Source organism: Pseudomonas sp. IT-P171, assembly GCF_949767765.1.
Taxonomy (GTDB): domain Bacteria; phylum Pseudomonadota; class Gammaproteobacteria; order Pseudomonadales; family Pseudomonadaceae; genus Aquipseudomonas; species Aquipseudomonas fluorescens_B.
Genome location: NZ_CATKQN010000011.1, coordinates 220,000 through 242,725, shown reverse-complemented (window position 1 = coordinate 242,725; position 22,726 = coordinate 220,000). Strand labels below are relative to the sequence as shown.

At 58.4% G+C, this 22,726-nt stretch carries 13 protein-coding genes and 1 pseudogene; 11 read left to right on the top strand and 3 right to left on the bottom strand.

Going from position 1 to position 22,726, the window contains the following annotated elements; translation table 11 throughout:
• Window position 1: 1 nt before the first annotated feature.
• The 3 genes from ACM6I5_RS09585 to ACM6I5_RS09575 all read right to left on the bottom strand — a co-directional run bounded on the left by ACM6I5_RS09585 (window position 2) and on the right by ACM6I5_RS09575 (window position 6,178).
• The gene (locus ACM6I5_RS09585; protein WP_017338508.1) at window positions 2-808 is read right to left on the bottom strand and encodes an FAD binding domain-containing protein; all 807 of its coding nucleotides are present in this window, start codon (window positions 806-808) and stop codon (window positions 2-4) included.
• The gene (locus ACM6I5_RS09580; RefSeq protein ID WP_414883692.1) at window positions 805-3,804 is read right to left on the bottom strand and encodes a xanthine dehydrogenase family protein molybdopterin-binding subunit; all 3,000 of its coding nucleotides are present in this window, start codon (window positions 3,802-3,804) and stop codon (window positions 805-807) included. Before ACM6I5_RS09580 ends, ACM6I5_RS09585 begins: the two co-directional genes overlap by 4 nt.
• A gap of 163 nt (window positions 3,805-3,967) precedes the next feature.
• Complete coding sequence (locus ACM6I5_RS09575; RefSeq protein WP_414883691.1) at window positions 3,968-6,178, bottom strand: putative bifunctional diguanylate cyclase/phosphodiesterase; 2,211 nt, start codon at window positions 6,176-6,178, stop codon at window positions 3,968-3,970.
• Window positions 6,179-6,433: 255 nt separating this feature from the next.
• Between ACM6I5_RS09575 and ACM6I5_RS09570 the strand changes: the two are divergent.
• The 11 genes and pseudogenes from ACM6I5_RS09570 to ACM6I5_RS09520 form a co-directional block, all read left to right on the top strand.
• Window positions 6,434-6,700, top strand: a pseudogene (locus tag ACM6I5_RS09570) (PAS domain-containing protein); the annotation flags it as partial.
• Window positions 6,701-6,907: 207 nt separating this feature from the next.
• Entirely contained in the window at window positions 6,908-7,999 is a 1,092-nt protein-coding gene (locus ACM6I5_RS09565) for a methyl-accepting chemotaxis protein (protein ID WP_414883954.1), read from the top strand.
• Between the two features lie 536 nt (window positions 8,000-8,535).
• The gene (locus ACM6I5_RS09560) at window positions 8,536-9,726 is read left to right on the top strand and encodes a cation:proton antiporter (RefSeq protein ID WP_017338504.1); all 1,191 of its coding nucleotides are present in this window, start codon (window positions 8,536-8,538) and stop codon (window positions 9,724-9,726) included.
• A gap of 224 nt (window positions 9,727-9,950) precedes the next feature.
• Window positions 9,951-11,039: an efflux RND transporter periplasmic adaptor subunit gene (locus ACM6I5_RS09555; RefSeq protein WP_414879864.1), complete on the top strand. Its 1,089-nt coding sequence runs from the start codon at window positions 9,951-9,953 to the stop codon at window positions 11,037-11,039.
• The gene (locus ACM6I5_RS09550) at window positions 11,036-14,245 is read left to right on the top strand and encodes an efflux RND transporter permease subunit (RefSeq protein ID WP_414883690.1); all 3,210 of its coding nucleotides are present in this window, start codon (window positions 11,036-11,038) and stop codon (window positions 14,243-14,245) included. Before ACM6I5_RS09555 ends, ACM6I5_RS09550 begins: the two co-directional genes overlap by 4 nt.
• 1 nt (window position 14,246) lies before the next feature.
• The gene (locus ACM6I5_RS09545; RefSeq protein WP_414883689.1) at window positions 14,247-15,680 is read left to right on the top strand and encodes an efflux transporter outer membrane subunit; all 1,434 of its coding nucleotides are present in this window, start codon (window positions 14,247-14,249) and stop codon (window positions 15,678-15,680) included.
• A 246-nt stretch (window positions 15,681-15,926) separates the two neighbouring features.
• A complete protein-coding gene (locus ACM6I5_RS09540) occupies window positions 15,927-16,175 on the top strand; it encodes a hypothetical protein (protein WP_017338500.1) in 249 nt (82 codons plus the stop codon).
• Window positions 16,176-16,521: 346 nt separating this feature from the next.
• A complete protein-coding gene (locus ACM6I5_RS09535) occupies window positions 16,522-18,837 on the top strand; it encodes an Orn/Lys/Arg decarboxylase N-terminal domain-containing protein (protein ID WP_414883688.1) in 2,316 nt (771 codons plus the stop codon).
• A gap of 64 nt (window positions 18,838-18,901) precedes the next feature.
• Window positions 18,902-20,242, top strand: coding sequence for a putrescine-ornithine antiporter (gene potE, locus ACM6I5_RS09530; RefSeq protein ID WP_414879732.1), 1,341 nt, complete (start codon window positions 18,902-18,904; stop codon window positions 20,240-20,242).
• Window positions 20,243-20,290: 48 nt separating this feature from the next.
• Window positions 20,291-21,196 (top strand): amino acid ABC transporter substrate-binding protein, encoded by a 906-nt coding sequence (locus ACM6I5_RS09525; RefSeq protein ID WP_017339088.1) that lies wholly within the window; start codon window positions 20,291-20,293, stop codon window positions 21,194-21,196.
• 105 nt (window positions 21,197-21,301) lie between these two features.
• The gene (locus tag ACM6I5_RS09520; protein ID WP_414883687.1) at window positions 21,302-22,717 is read left to right on the top strand and encodes a DUF2252 domain-containing protein; all 1,416 of its coding nucleotides are present in this window, start codon (window positions 21,302-21,304) and stop codon (window positions 22,715-22,717) included.
• Window positions 22,718-22,726: the final 9 nt, after the last annotated feature.

Below are 22,726 nucleotides of genomic sequence, written 5' to 3'. Positions count from 1 at the left end.
TTCAGACTCCTTCAATCAGCTGATGGCCCAGCTCGCGAATAAGTTGGCGGCGATAGGCAGCGCTGGCCTGCACGTCGTCTTGTGCATCGAGGGACCAGGCGGTTTGATTGAGCGCGTCTGGCAGCGCGGCACCACGAGGCAGGCTGCGACGTTGTGGACGGTCGGCGACCCCGCCGATGCCAAGCTCGACCTGATCCGCGCCGATGGCCGCGGCCAGGGAGACAATCGCGAAGTCGCCGTGGCGCATGGCGATTTCGCGGAAGCGATAGGTGATGCCTTCGCGCTTGAGCGGAAAACGCACCTCGACGACCAGTTCATCCGCACGCTTGTCGGTGGTGAGAATGCCTTGGAAGAAATCGGCAGCCTTGACGATGCGCTTGCCTTTTTTCGACTCGAGAACGATCTCTCCGCCCAGCGTCACCAGGCACAGCGGCAACTCGGCGCTCGGGTCGGCATGAGCCACCGAACCGCAGACTGTGCCGCGATTACGCGTCTGGAAGTGACCGATCCAGGGCATCGCCAGTGCCAATAAAGGCACCTCGTCCATCAGGGTCGAACGCGCCAGCAGTTGCGCCTGTCGTACCCCGGCGCCTACCGCCAGGCAATCCTTGCGCAGTTCGATATAGGCCAGCTCAGTCACATGATTGATGTCGATCAGCAACTTGGGTTGAGCCAGGCGCATGTTCAGCACCGCCATCAGCGATTGACCACCGGCGATGATGCGAGCCTCCTGGCCGTACTCGGCGAGCAGCTCAACCACCTGACGACGGGTGTCAGCCCGAACGTAATCGAAAGCAGCCGGTTTCATTGCGCACCTCCCTTACCAAACAGTGCGCCAAGCGACGCACGCAGCCGCGCCCACCAGCCGGTAGAGATGGCTTGGCCGTTGACCCGTTGCGACAGGCGAGTAAAGATTTGTCCGATGATCACTTTCGAGGCCCCTTGCAACATTCGGCCGCCGACCGCGGCGACTTTGCCGCTGACCGCCACCTGGTATTGGTATTCCAGACGTGTGTGGCCATTTTCCAGTTGGACGAAACGCACCTTGGCCTGACCCTGGGCCGAACCCATCGAGCTGCTGCCGGAACCGGACAGACGCAATGAATGCGGCGGGTCCAGATCACTCAGGGCAACCTTGGCCTCGAAGCGCGCACGGATCATGCCGACGCCGACGGTGACGTCTGCGCGGTAACGGTTTTCGCCTTCAAGCACGAGGTCGTGGCAACCGGGAATGATTGCCGCCAGCGTCTGCGGGTCGAGCAAGGTATCGAAGACCTGTTGCGGCGCAGCAGGAATCACCACCGAGTCGTTGGCCCGCAGTGCCGGTCCACCGGCAGCGGCCGCGTCCAGGTTTTCATCGGGCTCCATACCGGCGGGCCGTGGCGGCTCGTCGATCCCGATGAGCGTGCGTACTTTCGATGGCGTCAGTGGCAGACGGATGTCCGAGCGGCCAAGGGCGTCAGCCACCGCGTTGGCGATGCACACCGGCGTGCTCATATTGTTGCCCTCGCCCACACCCTTGGCGCCCAGTGGGGTGAATGGCGATGGCGTTTCCATGTGCAGGATCACCGGTTCGATAACTTCCGGTGCGGTCGGCACCAGATAATCGGCGAAGGTCCCGGAGAGGAAGCTTCCGTCCTCGCCATAGGCGAATTCTTCCATCAGCGCCGCGCCGAGGCCTTGGGTGAAGCCACCACGAATCTGGCCATCGACCAGCGCCGGGTTGAGCAGGCGGCCAGCGTCATGGCAGGTGACGTAGCGATCGATGTGAATCTCGCCGGTCATGCGGTCGATTTCCAGACCGCAGATGTCGAAGACAAAGCCGTAGCACAGCGAGCTATTGACCTGATCCTGATCGTCCGGTGCCTCCAATTGCGGAGGGCTCCAGAACGCGGTTTCGCGCAGACCGCCGCTTTCACCTTCAGGCAGCAGGCCCGGCGACCAATGGGTCGCACCGGCAATCCGATGGAATGGCGCTACCGCCCCGCCATTGACCACAAAAATCTTGCCGCCCGCGAAACGAATATCTTCGGGACTGGCCTGCAATTGCTCGGCGGCAATCGCGGCGAGGCGATCGCGGATCTTCAGCGCCGCCTTGTAGACGGCACCGGCCACGGCACCGGCGAAGCGGCTGGAGTAGTTGCCCGAAGCAATCGACCAAGCGTCCTTCTGAGTGTCCAGCTCGACGTTGACCACGATGGATTCCAGCGCAACCCCAAGCACTTCGGCGACGACCTGAGCGACGGTGGTTTGATGGCCCTGCCCTTGCGGTGCCGAGGACACGTGCACACTGACGTCACCCAATGGGCCAATGTTGATGGTTGCAGTGGCAACTGCGCCGTTTTTCGGACCGGCCTTGCGCCGCTCTTCGGGCGTCATCGCGGTGGTGATGTAACCCATGTTGGAAATCGATGGCTCGATGACTGCGGCATAACCGATGCCGTAGATCCGGCCTTCGGCACGCACCTGATCACGACGTTTGAGCAATTCCTCGAGTCCACCGTCCGCCGCCGCCAAGGCAATGCCTGCCTGGTAATTGCCGGAATCGAGCAACGCACCGGCGGCCGCGCGATAAGGGAAGGCATCGGCCGGCACCAGGTTGCGGCGGATCACGTCCAACGGATCAAGCTTCAGCTGCACGGCGATGTGTTGCAGCAGCCGCTCCAGCGCGAAATATACCTGCGGGCCACCGAAACCGCGGTTCAGGCCGGAAGGGGTTTTATTGGTCAGCACCACTCGGTTGCGCACTTGCAAATTACGGATCGCGTAGGCCCCCGTCAGGTTGCCGTGCATGCGGTAGAAAGTCGCCGGTTCAGGCGCTCTCAGGTAGGCACCACAATCGTCGATCTGGTCATAACGCAATGCGGTGATGCGGCCATCGGCTTCTACCGCCGCTTCAATTTCGGTCACCCGATTGGTCGCCGAAGAAGCTCCCTGAAGATGTTCCAGACGGTCCTCGACCCACTTCACCGGTGCACCGACCTTGCGTGACGCCAGGCCCATCATCACCACGTAAGGGAAAACCCCTTGCTTGATGCCAAAGCTGCCGCCGGAGTCTTTCGGTGTGCGCAAACGCAAGCGGTTGCCGGGCACATTCAGTGCCCGGGCCATGACCGTGTGCAACGCATAGGGGCCCTGAAAATTGGCTAGCACGTCATAAATGCCGGTGGCGCGCTCGTACTGAGCGAGCACTACATAGCATTCAATGGGTGTGCAGGAACTGCGCGGAAACTTCACTTTGAGCGAGACTTTGTGCGGCGCCTGCTCGAACGCCAGCTCCGGCTCGCCGTAACGAAAGCGCCGTTCGTTGACCACGTTGCTGCCGACGGCTTCGTGCAGGATCGGTGCCTGTTCGGCGATGGCCAGTTCGGGATCGATGATCGGGGGCAGTGGCTCGTATTCCACACGCACACCTTCGATGGCGTCCTCGGCCAGATAGCGGCTCTCGGCGATCACCACGGCCACCGGCTCTCCGACATAACGCACCTTGTCCACGGCGACGCACCAGTGCTCCATCGGCTGCCGCACCCCCACCGGGAACGGCAGCGCCCAGCGTTTGACATCTTCGCCGACCAGCACGCCTCGCACGCCTTTCATCAGCAGCGCACTGGAAAAGTCCACCGAGGTGATCCGCGCATGAGCGTGAGGTGAACGGATGATCGCCGCGTGCAGCGTTCCCGGAGGGATCGCAGCGTCATCGGCATAGCAGCCGAGGCCGCGCAACAATGCGGCGTCCTCGACACGGGTCTGACGGGCGCCGATGTGGCCGGTCTGGCTTTCGGTAGCAGGCTGGAAACTGGTCATATTTTTCGCGGCTCTTGTTGTTGTGCAGCGCGATAGCGTTAGAGCCGAGTGTGTGAGAAAGGCGCAGGGAGCGCCTTGCCTGGGGAGAGGGAGTTCTGCGCTGGAGTCTGAAAATTTGCCTTAGCGTCTGATTTTCAGGTCTGGGACCCGACAGGATTGGCGGTCAGGTATGGGACGCGGGATGGCTCAAGAACGCTTCGATTTCTGCATAGGGCATCGGTTTGGCAAAGTAATACCCCTGGAAAACATCGCAGCGACTGCCCTTCAGGAAATCCACCTGAGACGCCGTTTCCACGCCTTCGGCGACCACCGTCAGGCTGAGGTGATGGGCCATGGAAATAATGCCTTGGGTGATCGCTGCATCGTGATGGTCGGTGGCGATTTCCTGGATGAACGAGCGGTCGATCTTGATCTTGTCGATGGGCAAACGCTTGAGATAGCTGAGGCTGGAAAAACCGGTGCCGAAATCATCGAGCGCAATGCAAACCCCCAACGCCTTGAGCCGGTGCAACGTGTCGATCGCCTGTTCAGCGTTATGCAACAGAAGCGACTCGGTGATCTCCAACTCCAGTTGCTCACCACAGAGTCCGTGTTTCTCCAGGGTGGCTTGTACATACTGGACGAAATGGCCACGCTGAAAATGCATCGGCGAAATATTCACCGCCATCGAGATGCCAGTGATGCCCTGCTCGCCTAACTGGCGCAAGTGCGCGCAGGCCGTATCGAGTACCCAAAGGCTCAGCGGGATGATCTGACCACTGTCCTCTGCCACCGGCACAAACACAGCGGGTGAGATAAATCCTTTTTCAGGATGCTCCCAGCGCAGCAACGCTTCGATCCCGACCACCCGCCCCGTGCGCGCCTCTATCTGCGGTTGATAATGCAGCTTGAACGATTGAGTTTCGATAGCCTTTTGCAGGTCATTGCGCAGGCTCGCGTGCTCGCAAACGCGCTGATTGAGATCGCTGGTGTACCACTGAAAGTTGTTGCGCCCTTGCTGCTTGGCTTTGTACATGGCCATGTCAGCCTGCTGGATCAGCTGCATCGGCTGCTCGATGTGACCATCGCTCAGGGTGATGCCAATACTTGCACTCACGTGCAGGTCAATGCCTTGGATGCAGTAGGGTCTGGCAATGCTGGCCATCAAGCGCTCGACCACCGGTACAACGTCCTCATCACGAAGCAGGTTCGGCAGCAGCACGATAAATTCGTCACCGCCCATGCGCACGATGGTGTCACCGGGACGAACCTGCCGGGTCATACGCTGCGCCACCTCAATCAGCACCTGATCGCCGAAGTAATGCCCGATCGAATCGTTGATGGATTTGAATCCATCCAGGTCAATGCACATCACCGCCAGACGACGCTTGCGCCGACGACTGATGTGACAATCCAGCATAAGCCGGTCTTCAAGCGAAACACGGTTAAGCAAACCGGTCAGCCGGTCATGGCTGGCATTGAAGCTCAATTGGCGCTCGAAATGCTTCTGCTCGCTGATGTCTCGGGCTATGCCAAATACCCCGACGATCTCTCCGTTGACCATGATCGGCAGGTTGGAAATGTCCATGGTCAGCAATTTATCACTCTCGTCGCGAACCCGTGCCTCGAAGCGCTGAGGTTCTCCGGCGCGGGCTGCGGAAAAATGCTGACTGACCCGTTGCAGGTCTTCTTCGAGCACCAGATGGGAAAAGTGATGACCAATGAAATCGGTTGCGGTGTGCGGCTTCAGCTTCAGGCCTGCTGGATTCACACTCTGGATGTTTCCGGCCAGATCGAGGGCGAACACCGGGTGAGGGTTGTAGGTGAACAATGAACGAAAACGTTGTTCGCTTTCCTCCAGGCGTTGGCCGTCGCGCTCACGGCGGATCGCAATGACTGCCAGTTGGGCTGCAAAGGCCAGTCGCTGGATCTGCGCCTCGTCCGGCACATGGGCGCGGTTCTGGTAGAGGGCAAATGTACCCAACACGTGTCCTTGATGGGAGAGCAAAGGCACCGACCAGCAGGAACGCAGGTTATGCCCCAGCGCCAGGCTGCGGAAACGCTCCCAGTTCGGGTCCCGGGCGATGTCTTCGGTGACCACAAGCTCGCGCCGGAACGCTGCGGTGCCGCAGGTTCCTTCCTGTGGACCAATGGCCATTCCATGAATCGCCTCGTTGTACTCGGCTGGCAGTCCGGGCGCCGCGCCGCTCAGCAAGTGTCTGCCCTCGGCATCAGTGAGCAGGATCGAGCAGACGGTTTCGGGGGCCTGTGCGTCGAGCATCTGGCAGATAGCGCAGAGTATGTCGCTGAGATGATGATCGGTCGCGATCATGCCGAGAATGTCACGTTGCGACTCTGGGAGTGTCTTGCTGTGCAAGCTCGGACGAGTATTCATGGTGGTTCCTGAAGACTCTCGAGGTCGTCCGGTCTTCAGAGAGCCAGAAATAGTGGGCGGCCGATCACTGTCCTCTAGTGCGTCGGACGCGCACTCTATAGAGCACCGACTCACTAAAAAAAGGCTCAGATCCAACAAAAAAAACAGCATCAGATTGCAGGCGTTCGGACGTATGACCGCCCCTTTTGGAATTACTCATTAACCTTTCTCATATTGCAGCCGATGCCCCTACGTTAGGGCATAGGAGCAATACAGATGAGAAACAACCAACCAGTTACACAGCGCGAGGTCACCCTTGGGCCTCAACAAAAACTCATCTCGGCAACGGATGCGCGGGGCGTCATCACGTACTGCAATGACGCCTTCGTCGAAATCAGCGGTTTCAACAAATCCGACCTGATCGGCGCGCCTCAAAACATCGTTCGTCACCCCGACGTTCCTTCGGCCGTCTTTGCCCATATGTGGGGCGCGCTCAAGCTTGGCAAGCCGTGGATGGGCATCGTCAAGAACCGCTCGAAAAACGGCGACCACTACTGGGTGAACGCCTACGTCACGCCGATTTTCGAGGGGCGTGAGGTTGTGGGCTACGAGTCGGTCAGGGTCAAGCCGACGGCCGAGCAGATCCGTCGCGCCGAAACCCTCTATAAACGCATCAGCCTGGGCAAGTCGGCCGTCCCGGCCAGTGATCAATGGCAACCCGCCCTGTTCGCCTGGCTGCCGGTGTTGACCATGGGCCTGGTGGGTGCATTGGGCGGCGTGTTCCTCGGCATGTCAGAGGCGATCATCCTGGCTGTCGGCGTATCGGTGCCGCTCGGGCTGTGGGTGTCGAGTCGCCAAAACCGCGGCGCGCTGCAACTGCTGGAAATGGCTGAAGCCTCAACCTGCGACGCGTTGCTGGCCCAAATGTACAGCGACGAACGTGGCCCCCAGGCACGCCTTGAAACGGCGTTTGTCAGTCAGGCCTCCCGGCTCAAGACGTGCCTCACCCGGCTGCAGGATACGGCAGAGCAACTGACCGGCCTGGCCGGCCGATCCGACGGCCTCGCCGCCGACAGTTCCCGTGGGCTTGACCGCCAACGGGTCGAGACCGAGCAGGTGTCGGCAGCGGTCAATCAGATGGCGGCCACCACACAGGAAGTCGCCAGCCACGTCCAGCGCACCGCCGACGCTACCCAGGAAGCCAATGTGTTGACCGGACGCGGACGCGACGTGGCCCGGGACACCCGCGAAGCCATTCAGCGCCTCTCGGTGGTGGTGGGTGAAACCGGGCTGACAGTCGCGCAACTGGCCAAGGACAGCAATGACATCGGCACAGTGGTCGATGTCATCAAGGGCATTGCCGACCAGACCAACCTGCTGGCGCTGAACGCCGCCATCGAAGCCGCGCGAGCCGGCGACATGGGCCGAGGCTTTGCGGTGGTCGCCGATGAAGTGCGCCAGTTGGCGCAGCGCACGACGGAGTCCACGACGCAAATCCATGGGCTGATTTCCAAGCTGCAGGTCTCGTCCAACAACGCGGTGAAAACCATGGAAAGCGGTCAACGCCAGGCCGAAGAAGGCGTGGCGTGGGTGCTTGAGGCCGATAAGGCATTAGTCGGTATCAGTGAGGCCGTTGCGAACATCACGGATATGACCACCCAGATCGCCGCTGCGACCGAGGAGCAAACCGCCGTGGCCGAGGAAATCAGCCGCAATATCACGACCATTGCCAATTTGGCGGATCAGACATCGGAACAAGCCAGGCATTCGGCAGAGCTGAGCAAGGAATTAACCCAGACCGCTAACACTCAGTACTCGTTGGTCGAGCGATTTAACCGATAACCATCGCGTCGGGCATTCAAGCGCATAGATCAATGTGCTCTGTCGCCAGACTTTCTTGGGCGGTGTGGTGAGCCGCCCCCTTTCAGGGCTTTCGAGTTAAGCCTGTTTAATGACCCGTTCAATCATCCTGCAGGCCTGATTCTTTGTCAGGAGTTTCTGGGTAATGGCGACGGGTATCGCCTAAAGATCCAGGCAGACACGATGTTGGTAATAGTTCAGGAATGGAATCTGGTCATAGATTGATTTAAATCAGATGACACAACAACCAGTGAACTCAACCTGCTTTACGTCTTCTCCTGCATTCGAGTCACTCATGTCTGAAGCTCCCGGAAAACTACGGCCAGGTGCACGGGTTGCATTGGAGTCGGTTCAATGATCGGTGATTTTCGAAGATGTCAGGGTCCAGCCAGGAATGAAATCGGGAGACTCGGTCAAGCCCGAACATCTGAAATGATCTGTCTTTCTGCGCTTTAAACACCGCGTCAGCATCGCAATGCTGCCATTGCTGCCGCATCAACCTGGACAGGCAAGTCACCATGTATCAGAACTTAGCCCTGCTCGCCGCTTTCCTTCTGATCTACAGCATATTTGCTGGGCGTTTCGAGTCACGCCTGCTCAATGGACCTCTCATGTTCATGCTCGCCGGCCTGATTCTCGGTCCGGCGTATCTGGGTATTCTCGAGCCCCGGATTAACAAGGACGGCCTCAAAATCCTGGCGGAACTGACATTGGCGATTGTTCTCTTCAGCGATGCAGCCAACGCCGACCTCAAAGTTCTAAGAGCGCATGAAGGATTGCCGCTGCGCTTGTTAATGATAGGACTGCCACTGACCATGCTAAGCGGTTGGCTGGTCGGTATCTGGCTGTTCCCGCAGATCCCCCTGGTTGAACTGGCAATACTGGCAACTCTTCTGGCGCCAACCGATGCTGCGCTGGGCAAGGCTGTTGTGAGCAACCCCAAGGTTCCTGCGTCTGTGCGTGAAGGTTTAAACGTGGAGAGCGGGTTGAATGATGGCATCTGCGTTCCGGTGCTACTGATGTTCCTGGCCCTGTTGGTCGAAGAGCAGACTCAATCTCCCCTCTCGCTGGCGTTGGAGTTGGTTATCGAGGAACTGGGCATCGGTGCAATCACGGGTGTCGCCCTTACCTTTGGCGCCTGGCTGTTGCAGCGTTACTCTGGAAAACACCGTTGGCAAACACCCATGTGGTCACAATTGACCCTGCCCGGGTTAGCCATTCTTTGCTTTGCCACAGCGCAAGCATCAGGCGGCAGCGGGTTTATCGCTTCGTTCGTCGGAGGGTTGCTCGCCAGCTATTTATTTACAGAGCAGAAGCATCAGTTGCTCAAGGCCAGCGAAGAGTTCGCCAGTCTGCTGTCAGTCATAACCTGGGTCGTATTCGGCGCACTGGTGATCCCTTGGGCCTGGAGCAGTTTCACCTGGAACATCTGGCTTTATGCAGTGCTCAGTCTCACCGTGATTCGCATACTGCCTGTGCTCATCAGCCTGGCAGGCACCGGCTTCGATTTCGAAACCCGCCTGTTCATCGGATGGTTCGGCCCGCGAGGCTTGGCAAGTATCGTCTTCGCCATAATGATCCTGGACTACCCTCTGCAAGCCAGCCGTACCTTGGTGGCCGTTGCGGCCTGTACCGTTTTACTCAGTGTTCTACTACATGGCTTGAGTGCCAATCCATGGGTCTCACGGTTGGCGAATCGCGATCATTGATTTTTGTCAGAAATGCCACCTTCTACGGGTGCTAGCGTTGGGATGATTGGCTACGCTTCTGTTCAAGTAGCCATCACACGGAGCAGGGTATGGGCGAGAACATGAAGGCTGTCAGACGGCTTGTTGGCTTGCCCATCGCCATTATGGCAGGGGTCTTGAGCCTGGTTGCCGGTTGCGGCAAAGAGCCCGCTACCCTGGCCCGCCAGGCACCCGATGTCACGGTCATGACGGTTACCACGCGCGACACCCCGGTGACGTTCGAATTCGTTGCCCAAACACAGAGTTCCCGGGAGGTAGAGATCCGCGCCCGGGTTGCCGGCTTCCTGGAAAAGCGGCTGTACACCGAAGGCGATTTGGTGAAAAGCGGGCAAACGCTGTTCCAGATGGACCGTAAACCTTTTGAAGCCTCGTTGCTGTCAGCGCAGGGTCAATTGGCTCAACAACAGGCACGCTGGGAAGTGGCCAAGGCCACATTGGCCCGTGTCCGTCCCCTGGCGGCACAGAATGCGGTCAGCAAGATGGATCTGGACAATGCCGTCGGCGATGAACGTCAGACCCGGGCCGCCGTGCTTGCCGCCGAGGGTACGGTTCGAACCGAGCAATTGAACCTCAGTTACACCACCATCGCCTCTCCCCTCACCGGTCTTTCAAGCTTTGCCAAAAAGCAGGAAGGCAGTTACGTCACACCAGGTGAGTCCGGGCTGCTGACCACCGTCTCACAGATGGACCCAATCTACGTCAACTTCAGTCTTTCGGAAAACGAGACACTCAAGTTCCGCGACGAGATTGCTAACGGCCACCTCCTATTCCCTCTGCGCAGTGATTTTATCGTAGAAGTGGTGCTGGCCGACGGCTCAGTGGTACCTGACCGTGGTCGCCTGAATTTTGCCGCGCCCTCTTATAGCCAGGACACGGGCACCTTTCTGGTCCGCGCCGTGGTGGCCAACCCGAACGGTCAACTGCGTCCCGGCCAATTCGTACGGGCGCGGGCAATCGGAGCTTCCAGGCCGAACGCCATTGTGGTGCCGCAGAAGGCAGTTCTGGAGGGGGCCAAGAGCCACTTCGTCTGGGTGATCAATGCTGAGGGCAAGCCAGAGCAACGCGTTGTCGAAGTGGGTGACTGGCATGGCGATGACTGGTTCATCACTCAAGGCTTGCAAGCGGGTGAACGCATAGTGGTCGACGGTGCGATCCGAGTGACGCCCGGAGGGCCGCTGAATATCATCTCCCCTCCTCCCACCACGCAGGCAGGCGAGACAACAGCGAAACCGACAGCGGCCAAATCGGCGAAAGACAGTGGGCGTAGCCCATGAGCATTTCACACTACTGCATTGATCGCCCCATCTTCGCTTCAGTGATCTCGATCATCATCACCTTGGCTGGCGCAGTGGCGATGGTAAATTTGCCGGTCGCCCAGTATCCGGATATTACGCCACCGCAAATTACGGTTTCAGCGACCTACCCGGGCGCCGATGCACAGGTCGTGGCCAATAATGTGGCAGCGCCCATCGAGCAGCAGGTCAATGGCGCGGACAACATGATCTACATGAACTCGTCGAGCTCCGCGACGGGCAACATGACCCTCAACGTCTTCTTCGAGATTGGCACCGACCCTTCTCTTGCCCAAGTCGACGTGCAAAACCGGGTCAACCTGGCCCTGCCGCAATTGCCTTCGGCGGTTCAGAGCCAGGGTATCCAGGTGCAGAAGAAATCCTCGGCGTTCATGATGGTTCTTGCCGTGTATTCTGCCGGCGACCGCTATGACAGCACCTATGTCGCCAACTACGCCAACCTCTACATTCTGGATGCGATCAAGCGTATTCCGGGCGCCAACCAGGCCAGTATCTTTGGCACGCCGGACTACGCCATGCGGATCTGGCTCAAACCCGACCGAATGGCTCAGTTGGGAATTACTGCCGCCGACGTACAGAAAGCGGTCACCAACCAGAACCAGCAATTCGCCGTAGGCCGCGTTGGTCAATCCCCGACGGGCCAGGCCGTGGAACAGTCCTTTGCCGTGACCACCAAGGGCCGCCTGACTGAACCTGCGGAGTTCGAGAACATCATCTTGCGCGCCAGCAACGACGGAGCGGCCATTGTTCGCCTGAAGGACATCGGTCGAGCCGAGCTGGGGCAAAAAGACTACTCCTTGCGCAGCACCTATCAGGGGCGTCCCGCCACATTGATTGCGGTGTATCAACAACCGGGGGCAAACGCACTCGACGTCTCGGCAGCCGTGACGTCAACCCTGGCGCAAATGAAGACGACCTTTCCCGAAGGGATCGAATACAAAATCGTGATGGACACCACTGCGTTTACCCGCGCGTCGATTTCCGAGGTGATAAACACCTTTTTCGAAGCGCTGGTGTTGGTGGTCGTGGTGGTTTTCATCTTTCTGCAGAGCTTGCGCGCCACGCTGATCCCGGTGCTCGCCGTGCCGGTGTCCATTGTGGGCACCTTTATCGGCATGTCGGCCCTCGGGTTTTCGGTGAACATGCTGACGCTGTTTGGCATGGTACTGGCCATCGGCATCGTGGTAGACGACGCCATCGTGGTGATTGAAAACGTCGAACGCAATATGCACGTGCACAAGATGAACCCCAAGGACGCGGCGAAACGCGCCATGGATGAAGTGGCCGGCCCCGTGGTCGCTATCGTGCTGGTGCTGTGCGCGGTGTTCGTCCCGGTGGCATTCATGGGAGGTATCACTGGCCAACTCTACAAACAGTTCGCGATCACCATCGCCATTTCCGTGGTGATCTCCGGCCTTGTGGCCTTGACACTTTCGCCGGCCCTGGCGGCCCTGCTGCTCAAGCCCCAACACGGCGAAAAGAACGCTTTTTTCCGCTGGTTCGAGCGCAGCTTCGAACGCATGACCGAAGGCTACTCGCGCTCGGTGGCGTTTATGATCAAGCGCTTTGTCCTGGCGTTGTTACTCTTTGCCGGCATGATCGTTCTGATTCTGCTGATGGCGCAGCGCATTCCCAGTGCCTTCCTGCCACCGGAAGACCAGGGTTCTCTGCTGGGGGCCGTGATCATGCCCGACGCCGCCAGCCTGGATCGCACTGGCGAGGTGGGCAAAATCGCCAGTGACTTCTTCATGAACGATGAGGCCGTCGAGGGCGTCGCCATCGTTAACGGCTACAGCCTGCTCGACGGCCAGAACAAGAACAATGCCGGCGCCTTCTTCGTCGGTTTCAAGGATTTCGAGGAGCGCTACAAGGACTCGGAAACGATCAAGGAGCAAAGTGCCCCGGCGGTGATTCAGAAAGCCGCTCGCGCTTTTTCCACGGTACAGGGCGGGATCATTCTTCCGGTCAATCCGCCGTCGATTCCCGGCCTGGGCACCACAGGCGGCATGGAGGTATGGGTGCAAAGCAAGGGCGACGCCAGCGTCGAGCAACTGGCCGAAATGGTCGGCAACCTTGTCGCAAAAGCCAGGCAGCGCCCGGAACTCGGCGCCATTACCTCCACCTTCAACGTGTTTTCCCGGCAATTGCTGGTCGACGTAGACCGGGAAAAGGCAGAGACGCTGGGTGTGCCGGTGGAAGACGTCTACAGCACCATGCAAACCATGTTCGGCTCTCTCTATGTGTCTCAATTCAACAAATTCAGCCGCCTGTGGCAGGTGATTCTGCAGGCCGAACCGAGCTATCGACTCAAGGCCGAAGACTTGCAGCAAATTTATGTGCGCAGCAAAACCCTCGGGATGGTGCCGCTCAAAGCCCTGCTGACCACCCGCTACGTCACCGGTCCCGATCTGCTGACCCGTTTCAATAACTTCCCGGCGGTCAAACTCACCGCCAACGCGGCACCGGGCTACAGTTCCGGCCAAGCGCTCAAGGCCCTGGAAGAAATCAGCGCTGAGATCATGACCAACGACTACGCCCTGGCCTTGAGTGGCGAAGCCTTCGAGGAGAAAAAAAGCGGCGGTGCCTCCTCTCAGGTCTTCATCTTCGGCCTGATCATGGTGTTCCTGATCCTGGCGGCTCAGTACGAGAAATGGTCCCTGCCCGTCGGTGTGTTGCTGGCGGTGCCCTTTGCATTGTTCGGTGCACTGCTTGCCGTTCTGATCCGCGGGTTAAGCAATGACGTCTACTTCCAGATCGGCTTGACCATGCTGGTAGCCCTGGCCGCCAAGAACGCCATCCTCATTTTCGAGTTTGCGGTACTGAACCGGGAAAACGGCATGTCTGCCTATGATGCGGCAATGACGGCCGCCCGGGAGCGTTTGCGGCCAATCGTGATGACGTCCCTGGCGTTCATTTTGGGTTGCGTTCCGCTGGCCATTGCCGTCGGGGCATCCGAGAACAGCCGACACTCCATCGGTACCGGTGTGATCGGCGGGATGCTGGCGGCGACCGTCATCGCCATCTTCTTTATCCCCCTCTTCTACTACCTCGTTGAACGCATGACTGAGAAGAAAGGTGCGGTCAAACAGACATCCCCGCCGCCTGCGCTATCGTCGCCCGGTGAGATTCCCGGCGGCGCCCCCCTGCACAAATATGAGGGGGATTGAGATGCACACACGCCATCTACCATTGTTGATCTGTCTGGCCCTGACGGGCTGTATGCTCGGCCCGGATTACCAGCGCCCTGGCACCGACGCCCCGGCGGCCTATCGGTATGCGGACAAGGAGGCCAACAATCTGTCCAACAGCCTGTGGTGGGAACAGTTCAAGGATCCGGTGCTGAACGACTTGATCCGCAGCGCGCTGGCCGAGAATAAGGACATCAAGATTGCCGCCGCCCGGGTCGAGGAGTTCCAGGGGCGTTACGGCGTGGTGCGCTCGCAGATGTATCCGCAAATCGGCGCCGGGGCGCAAGGCAGTCGCTCCAGAGCGCCGCGCGACAACGGTCCGGTACCATTGGAATCCAGTGTCGATCCGATTTACAAAAACTACCAGGCCATCCTCAATGTGAGCTGGGAATTGGACGTCTGGGGTCGTTTACGGCGGCTCAATGAGTCGGCGCGTGCTGACTTGCTGGCCTCAGAGGAAGGCCGGCGCACGGTCATTCTGAGCCTGGTATCGTCGGTGGCATCCAGCTACATAGCGCTACGCGATCTTGACCGGCAACTGGAAATCGCCCGCACCACCGCCAAGGCCCGTGGCGACTCCTACGACATTTTCAAGCTGCGCTTTGGCGCCGGCACCATTTCCGAAATGGAACTGGCGCAAAACCTCTCCGAGTTCCAGCGCACCCAAGCTTCTGTATCGCAATTCGAGTCCCAGATGGCGCAACAGGAAAACAATTTGGCGGTGCTGCTTGGGCGCAATCCAGGACCGATCATCAGAGGCCGCGATCTGACGCAACTGACGCTGCCATCGGTCCCCGCCGGGTTGCCTTCGGACCTGCTGGAGCGGCGCCCCGATCTACGTCAGGCCGAACTGAACCTGATCTCCGCCAATGCCCAAATCGGTGCCGCCAAGGCGTTGTACTTCCCGACGATATCCCTCACCGGGCTGTTGGGCTCAGTCAGTAATCAACTCTCGAATTTGTTCACCGGGCCGGCCGCCACCTGGTCCTATGGCGTCGCCGCGAGCATGCCCATTTTCACCGCTGGCGGCATCGCCGGTCAGGTCAAACAGACCGAGGCCTTTCAACAACAAACCTTGCTGGTCTACCAACAGTCGATCCAATCTGCCTTCCGGGATGTTGAAAACGCGTTGGTCGCGGCGAGCAAATCCCGGGAGCAAATGGCTTCCCAGGCCAGTCAGGTCGAGGCGTTGCGTACTTACACCAGGTTTGCGCGACTGCGCTATGACAATGGGTACACCAGCTACATTGAAGTTCTGGATGCCGAACGCAGCTTGTTCGATGCCGAGTTGAATTACACCCGCACCCGGGCTTCGGTGTTCACCGCCATGGTCGATGTATACAAGGCAACAGGTGGCGGTTGGGTGACCGAAGCGGACAAGTTGACGGCAACCGTCAGCGAAAAAAAACCATGATCAGATTGCCGCGCGCCACTCTGCAATTGACGCGATATAAGCGCAGGAATCCGACACGCGGCATTGGGCGATTGGGAAACAGGTTGCAAGGATTGATCTTTATCAACAGTTTGCCGGCTATTCGAGTACAGGCTAACAGTCAGCAAGATCAACAGCATGAATGACTATGGTCATCTTGCTTAGAGTACAAAGGATGACTCTGCACAGGTCAGGATGATTGAAACCCTGTATCGCCGAGCGCCGTAAATGAACATTTATATCGAAAAAGATCCTGTACAGAATCTCTGGTGGGTTCGCATGAATCAGTGGGCGGCTAATTTCCATAGCCTTGCTGAAGCTGAATCATTTGTTGAGCGATTGAGTTCGAGAATTAACGCACCTCATTCCCTGGGAGCGATTGGGAATAATTCTCTGTCGCCAACAACGGCTTCCAATAGTCAGCCGCTCGATCAGCAGGCGGTATCTGACTCGGTAAAGACTCTTTCTCACGCTTGATACACAAGGGTTATCAGGGCACCGGAGAAAAAAATACCGACTGATCCAGAGGGTCTATACCCAACATTGCAGGTTATTTGAATTCCGTTTTTTTTAAGTGACCGGCCTGTTTACCGCCCTAAAAATCAGGTGCCTGTGCGTCAGCCGGGAGGTGATGTTGTGAACGACTTAAAGATTGCCGTGAGCAACTCGGTTCGTGATTGCTTTAGCACTTCCAGAGGTTGCTGGTGCCGTGTTTTCCATTGACGAGTTGCTGGCCTGCGCAGCAACTGCGAGGCGCTTTGTTGAAGGTCAATGACGCCTCAAAAACTGAGGTATCTCCCGTCACGCGCTAAAGGAAACTTCCATGAGTCGCTCACAAACGCAGTTACCCGCCGATCTGGCGCAGCGCTATCCCGTGTTGATCGTGGCCAATGCCCCGGAAAGCGACGACAACATCCTGGTGCGTAGTGTCCAGTCCATCGCCAGCGCGCTGCATGAGCATGACGTGGAAGTAAAATGGGTGCGGTCCCTTGATGATGCCGAAATCGCCATCAAAGCCAACTCGACCTACTGCTGCGCGCTCATTGGATGGGGCCTGTGTGAGGAAGCGCCTGATCAGGCCCTGCAACTTATCCGGCTGATGCGCCGGCGAACGGCCCAGCTACCGATCATGCTCGGCATGAGCCATGCTCATCAGAGCCGAGTCCCATTGGCATTCGTCGAGCGCATTGACGGGTTTATCTGGCAGCCCGAAGACAGCGCCGAATTCATTGCCGGGCGCATAGAAGCAGCCGCCCGCCGCTATCTGGATACCATCCTGCCGCCGTTCTTCGGTGCACTGGTCAACTTTGCCGACACGTACGAGTATTCCTGGCACACCCCTGGCCATACCGGCGGCACGGCATTTATGAAGACCGCTGTCGGGCGTACGTTCCTCGATTTCTATGGCGAGCAGATGCTGCGCTCCGACCTCAGTGTTTCCGTCGGCGAATTGGGTTCGTTGAATGACCACTCGGGCCCGGTGAATGACGCGGAAAAATTCGCGGCTCGGGTGTTCGGTGCCGACTTCACCTTTTTTTCGGTCGGCGGCAGTTCGGCGAGCAATCAGATCGTCCTGCATTCAGCGGTGACCGACGGCGATGCCGTGTTGGTCGATCGCAACTGCCACAAGTCGTTGAACTATGCGTTGAATATGTCGGGTGCGGTGCCGTTGTACTTACGCCCAAGGCGCAACGCGCGGGGCCTGATCGGGCCGGTGCCCCTTTCGGAACTGACGCCGGCTGCCGTTGCCGGCAAACTCGCTGACAGCCCGTTGGCGGCCAATAAGCAGGCCCGCCCGGTACTCGCGGTGCTGACGAACTCGACCTACGATGGCCTTTGCTACAACGTGCAGACCACCACCCGCGAGCTGAGCCAGAGCGTCGACCGCATCCACTATGACGAAGCCTGGTATGCCTATGCGCGCTTCAACCCGCTCTACGAAGGCCGCTATGGCATGCACCGTGGCGAACGCCATCCCGACGACGCCACCGTCACCGTTACCCACTCCACCCACAAGTTACTGGCTGCGCTTTCACAAGCCTCGATGATCCATGTCCGCTCGGGCAAGGTTGAGGTCAAGCCGGCTCTGTTCAACGAAGCCTTCATGATGCACACCTCCACGTCACCGCAGTACAGCATCATCGCCTCGATCGATGTTTCGTCGAAAATGATGGATGACGCGGGGGGCTACCTTACTGATGAGTCCATCGACGAGGCCATTGCCTTTCGCCAGGCCATGGCTCGCCTGAGCAATGAAATTCGTGCGCGCGATGGCAAGGATTGGTGGTTTGGGGTCTGGCAACCCGATGAAGTCAACGGGGTACCTTTTGCCGAACTCGACCCTGAAGTTTTACGCCATGGCGATGCCTGGGTGCTCAAACCGGCGGCTAGCTGGCATGGCTTCGGTGACTTGGGCGCCGACTACTGCATGCTGGACCCGATCAAGGTCACGGTGCTGACGCCTGGCCAGAGGCTCGACGGTCAAATGGAGGACAGTGGCATCCCCGCGCCGCTGGTGTCGTCCTTCCTCTCCAGTCGCGGCATCGTGGTTGAGAAGACTGAGCCGTATTCCATTCTCGTGCTGTTCAGCCTCGGCGTGACCAAAGGCAAATGGGGCTCTCTGATCGCCGGCCTGATGGAATTCAAGAAACATTACGAGTGCAATTCACCGCTGGAGCAAGTCCTGCCCGATCTGGTCGACAACCATGCCGAGCGCTATAGCGGCATGGGGCTCAAGGACCTCGCCGAAGCCATGCACCAGGACATGATCAGCTCGCAGATGCTACGCAACATGGATGCGGCCTACACCTTGCTGCCGGACCCGGTCGCTTCGCCTCGGGCCACCTACGCCAGGCTGGTGAAAGGCGACATAGAGCAAATCGCCGTGCGAGACATGATCGACCGCACCGTGGCCGTGCAGATCGTTCCTTATCCGCCGGGCATTCCATTGATGATGCCCGGAGAAAAAGCCGGCGCCGATAAAAAGGCCATCGTCGACTACCTGTTGGCGATGGAACTGTTCGATGGCCACTTCCCGGGTTTCGAGCATGACAATCATGGCGTGGAAATCGAGCGTGATAGCCAGGGTCGGCCAACCTACAAGGTCTATGTGGTCAAAAACCAGGGTTTAGCCCCTTAGCCGACGACAAGTAGTCAAGCGCCGGATTCAGGGTCAATGCGTTGAGCAGATCAAGGAGTTTCCGATGGCCGACTCAAGCAAGAAAATGAGCCTAATGGGGCTCACCACACTGGTGACGGTGAACATGATGGGCTCAGGCATCATCATGTTGCCGACGAGCATGGCCCAACTCGGGGCCGTTTCATTGTTGTCATGGATCGTCACTGCCGTCGGTTCCATGGCCATCGCTTACTGCTTTTCCCAGTGTGGCATCTACTGTCCGCGCTCAGGCGGGCTGTCCGCCTACACCGAAGAGGCGCACGCCAAATCAGGGTTCTTCCTGTGCTCGTATCTGTACTTCCTTTCGCTGGCCATTGCCAACGTAGCGGTCGCCATCTCCGCAGTGGGGTACATGACATCGTTCGTGCCCTGGCTGGGCAGTGGCGCCATTCCGCTGTTCATCGGAACGGTCGGCTTGCTCTGGCTGACCACCGTGGCCAACTTTGGCGGCCCCGGCATCACCGGCAAGATCGGTGCGATCACGGTCTGGGGTGTGATCATCCCGGTGGCCGGCTTGAGCATCATCGGCTGGTTCTGGTTCAAGCCCGATGTGCTGGCTGCCGCCTGGAACCCGAACAACCTGCCAATCTCCGAAGCCATCGGCAAGGCGATTCCCCTGACCCTGTGGGCCTTCCTCGGCATGGAATCGGCGGCCCAGGCCTCCGATGCCGTGGAAGATCCCAAGCGCACCGTACCGCTGGCCTGCCTGTTTGGCACGCTGGGTGCGGCAGTGGTTTATGTGCTGTCGACCACGGTTATTCAGGGGATCATTCCCAATGCCGAACTGGCCAACTCATCGGCCCCTTTCGCGCTCGTCTATGCACACATGTTCAATCCCATGGTCGGCAACATCATCATGGCGCTGGCGGTGATGGCCTGTGTCGGTTCGCTGCTGGGCTGGCAGTTCACCCTGGCGCAAACCGCCAAGATGACGGCTGACCAAGGCATGTTCCTGAAACTGTTCGCCAAGGTCAGCTCAAGGGATGCCCCTATAGTCGGAATGCTGGTCTGTGGTGTGTTGCAGACCTTGTTGGCGCTATCGACCATTTCGCCCAACGCCAGTGCCCAATTCGGAAAACTCGTCAGCCTGGCAGCAGTGACCAACCTGATTCCCTATGTGACGGCGGCCACCGGCCTGCTGGTCATGATGTACAAAGCGAAAGTCAGTGCCGGCGTATACACCCGCAACACCATATTGTTACTGGTTGCCGTCTCCTATTCCTTGTACGCCCTGTATGCCTGCGGCAAAGACGCCGTGTTCGGCGGCACCCTCGTCCTGGTGGTCGGCTACCTGCTCTACGGTTTCCTCGCCAAACGTTTTGTCGACCCATCTCCAACCGCTCAGACCCGGGCCGACAACCCTTGACCATTGTCTTCAGGACTGCACTAACCTCTGAATTCGGGGAACCAGGATATGAACGTGAAACTGACCAAAGCCAACAACCTGCTGCTCGTTTGCCTGCTCGCGCTGGTACCCGTACTGGCTGATGCCAATACGCTTGAACGTGTGCGGGCGAGCAATACCTTTACCCTCGGCTACCTGCCGGACTTCGCACCTTTTAGCGTCCAGGCAGACGATAAAGCCAGCGGTTATGCCATCGACCTCTGTCTGAAAATCGCCGACAAGGTCAAGACCGAGTTGGGTTTGCCCGGGTTGCAAATACGTTACCTGCCCGTCACAGCCACCGACGAGATGAGCGCCGTGAGATTGGGGAAGATCGACATTCTTTGTACACCGACCTCTCCCACACTGGAGCGGCGCAAGGCTGTGAGCTACTCGGTGCCGATCTACACGGCCGGCCTCTCGGCCGTGGTGCGCAAGGATGCATCAGAGGCGTTGCTCAATGTGCTTAATGGCAAGGTGGCGCGTACCGGGCCAACCTGGCGAGCGACGGTCAACAGCGGGCTGTCGAACCAAACCTATGCCGCCACCGCTGGCGGAATCACCGAGGCATGGATCCGTCAGCAGATGCGATTACTCGGAGTGGTGGCCACACTGGTCACCGTGGAAAACACCGCGGCAGGCCTCAAGCTGGTCTCCGAAGGCAAAGCCGATGCTTTCTTCGCTGAACGCATGATGCTCCAGAACCTCATCAGTACCGATTACTCCGCAGGAAATCTGGTTCTGCTGGACCGAATTTTTGAGTACGCACCGACTGCAATGGCGGTGGATCGAGACGATGAAAACTTCCGTTTGCTGGTCGACACCACGCTGAGTGAAATGTACCGCTCCGGGGAGATCGAGCAGGCATTCGACAAATACCTGGGTGGCGCCAGCGCCACGGCCAAAAAGCTGTTCAAGGTCTATGCGATACCTTAGGTAAAAAACCGGATATACCGTGAGTAGTCTTTGTCGACGGACATTGATGCTCTTGCAAGGCTTGTTCGCAATGGCGATTCAGCTCTGTCGAGCAAAGGAGTGAAGATGTCGCCCAACAAAAAACCGCGTGCCGAAGGTTCGTCAAAAACGGCGAAAGTCATCGTGGACGGCCCCATATTTCGTTCCCGCAAAGAACGTTTGACTGAAGGTGAGCAATTACGCGAAAGCGTGCCACATTCGTCTCACGCTGTATGGAAACCACCGCGTAAACACCGAGACCCGATCGACCTCCTTGAAGAGTCGAACCGGTATCGACTGCCCAATCTGATCCCGGTGCGCTACGGTCGCATGTTACGCAGCCCTTTCACCTTTTTGCGCGGCTCTGCAGGGTTGATGGCCCACGACTTGGCGACTACCCCGAACACCGGCATTCAGGTACAGGCTTGCGGGGACTGCCACCTGTTGAATTTCGGACTGTTTGCGACTCCCGAGCGCAATCTGATTTTTGACATCAATGATTTCGACGAAACGCTTCCGGCTCCGTGGGAATGGGACGTTAAACGTCTGGCGGTCAGCTTTACCGTGGCCGCGCGCGACAACGGACTCAGCGATAAGCAGGCACTGGCAATCACCGTCGAATGTGTTCGTGCTTATCGTGAGCGATTGCGCCAACTATCGAAACAAAGTCCTCTGGACGTCTGGTATGACCGTCTTGATGCTCAAACAATTGTCGACATGGCCCCCAGTGCCAAGGTCAAAAAAAACCGTGAGCAAGTCATCGCGAAGGCAAGGATTCGTATCGGTGACTACCTTTATCCCACGATCAGCAGCGAGGTCGCGGGGCGACGGCGCCTGATCGATCAACCGCCGGTACTTTTCCACATTTACGAAAAGGACTTCGAGCACCGAGTTCAGCTGGCATTGCAGGCTTACCGAGAGACGCTACCTGATGAGCGGCGCGTGCTCTTTGATCGCTATCGCCTGGAAGACTTCGCCGTGAAAGCCGTGGGCATCGGCAGCGTCGGTACGTATTGTTTCGTCGGTCTGTTTTTCTCTGCGGAAAATCACCCATTGCTCCTGCAGTTCAAGGAAGCCGGCCCTTCCGTGCTGGCGCCTTATGCCGGCAAAAGCATCTATGAAAATCAGGGTCAACGCGTGGTCACCGGACAACGGTTGATGCAGTCGTCCAGCGACATTTTCTTGGGCTGGACGCAAGGCAAAAAAGGTCGCCATTTCTTTGTACGCCAGTTGCGGGACATGAAAATGTCAGCGCCGATTGAAGGCGCATCGGCTGCGCAAATGAAGATGTACGCCGAGTTGTGCGGACTCACACTGGCCCGCGCCCACGCAAAATCCGGAGACGCTGCACTCATCAGTGGCTATTTGGGACAATCGGACACCTTCGATCAGGCCATCGGCAAATTTGCATTGAGCTATGCGGATCAAAATGAGAAAGACCATGCGGCGCTGGTGGCTGCAGAAAAGTCAGGGAAGGTCAAAGCGCTGAGAGAGGATGACTAGCCCGCTATA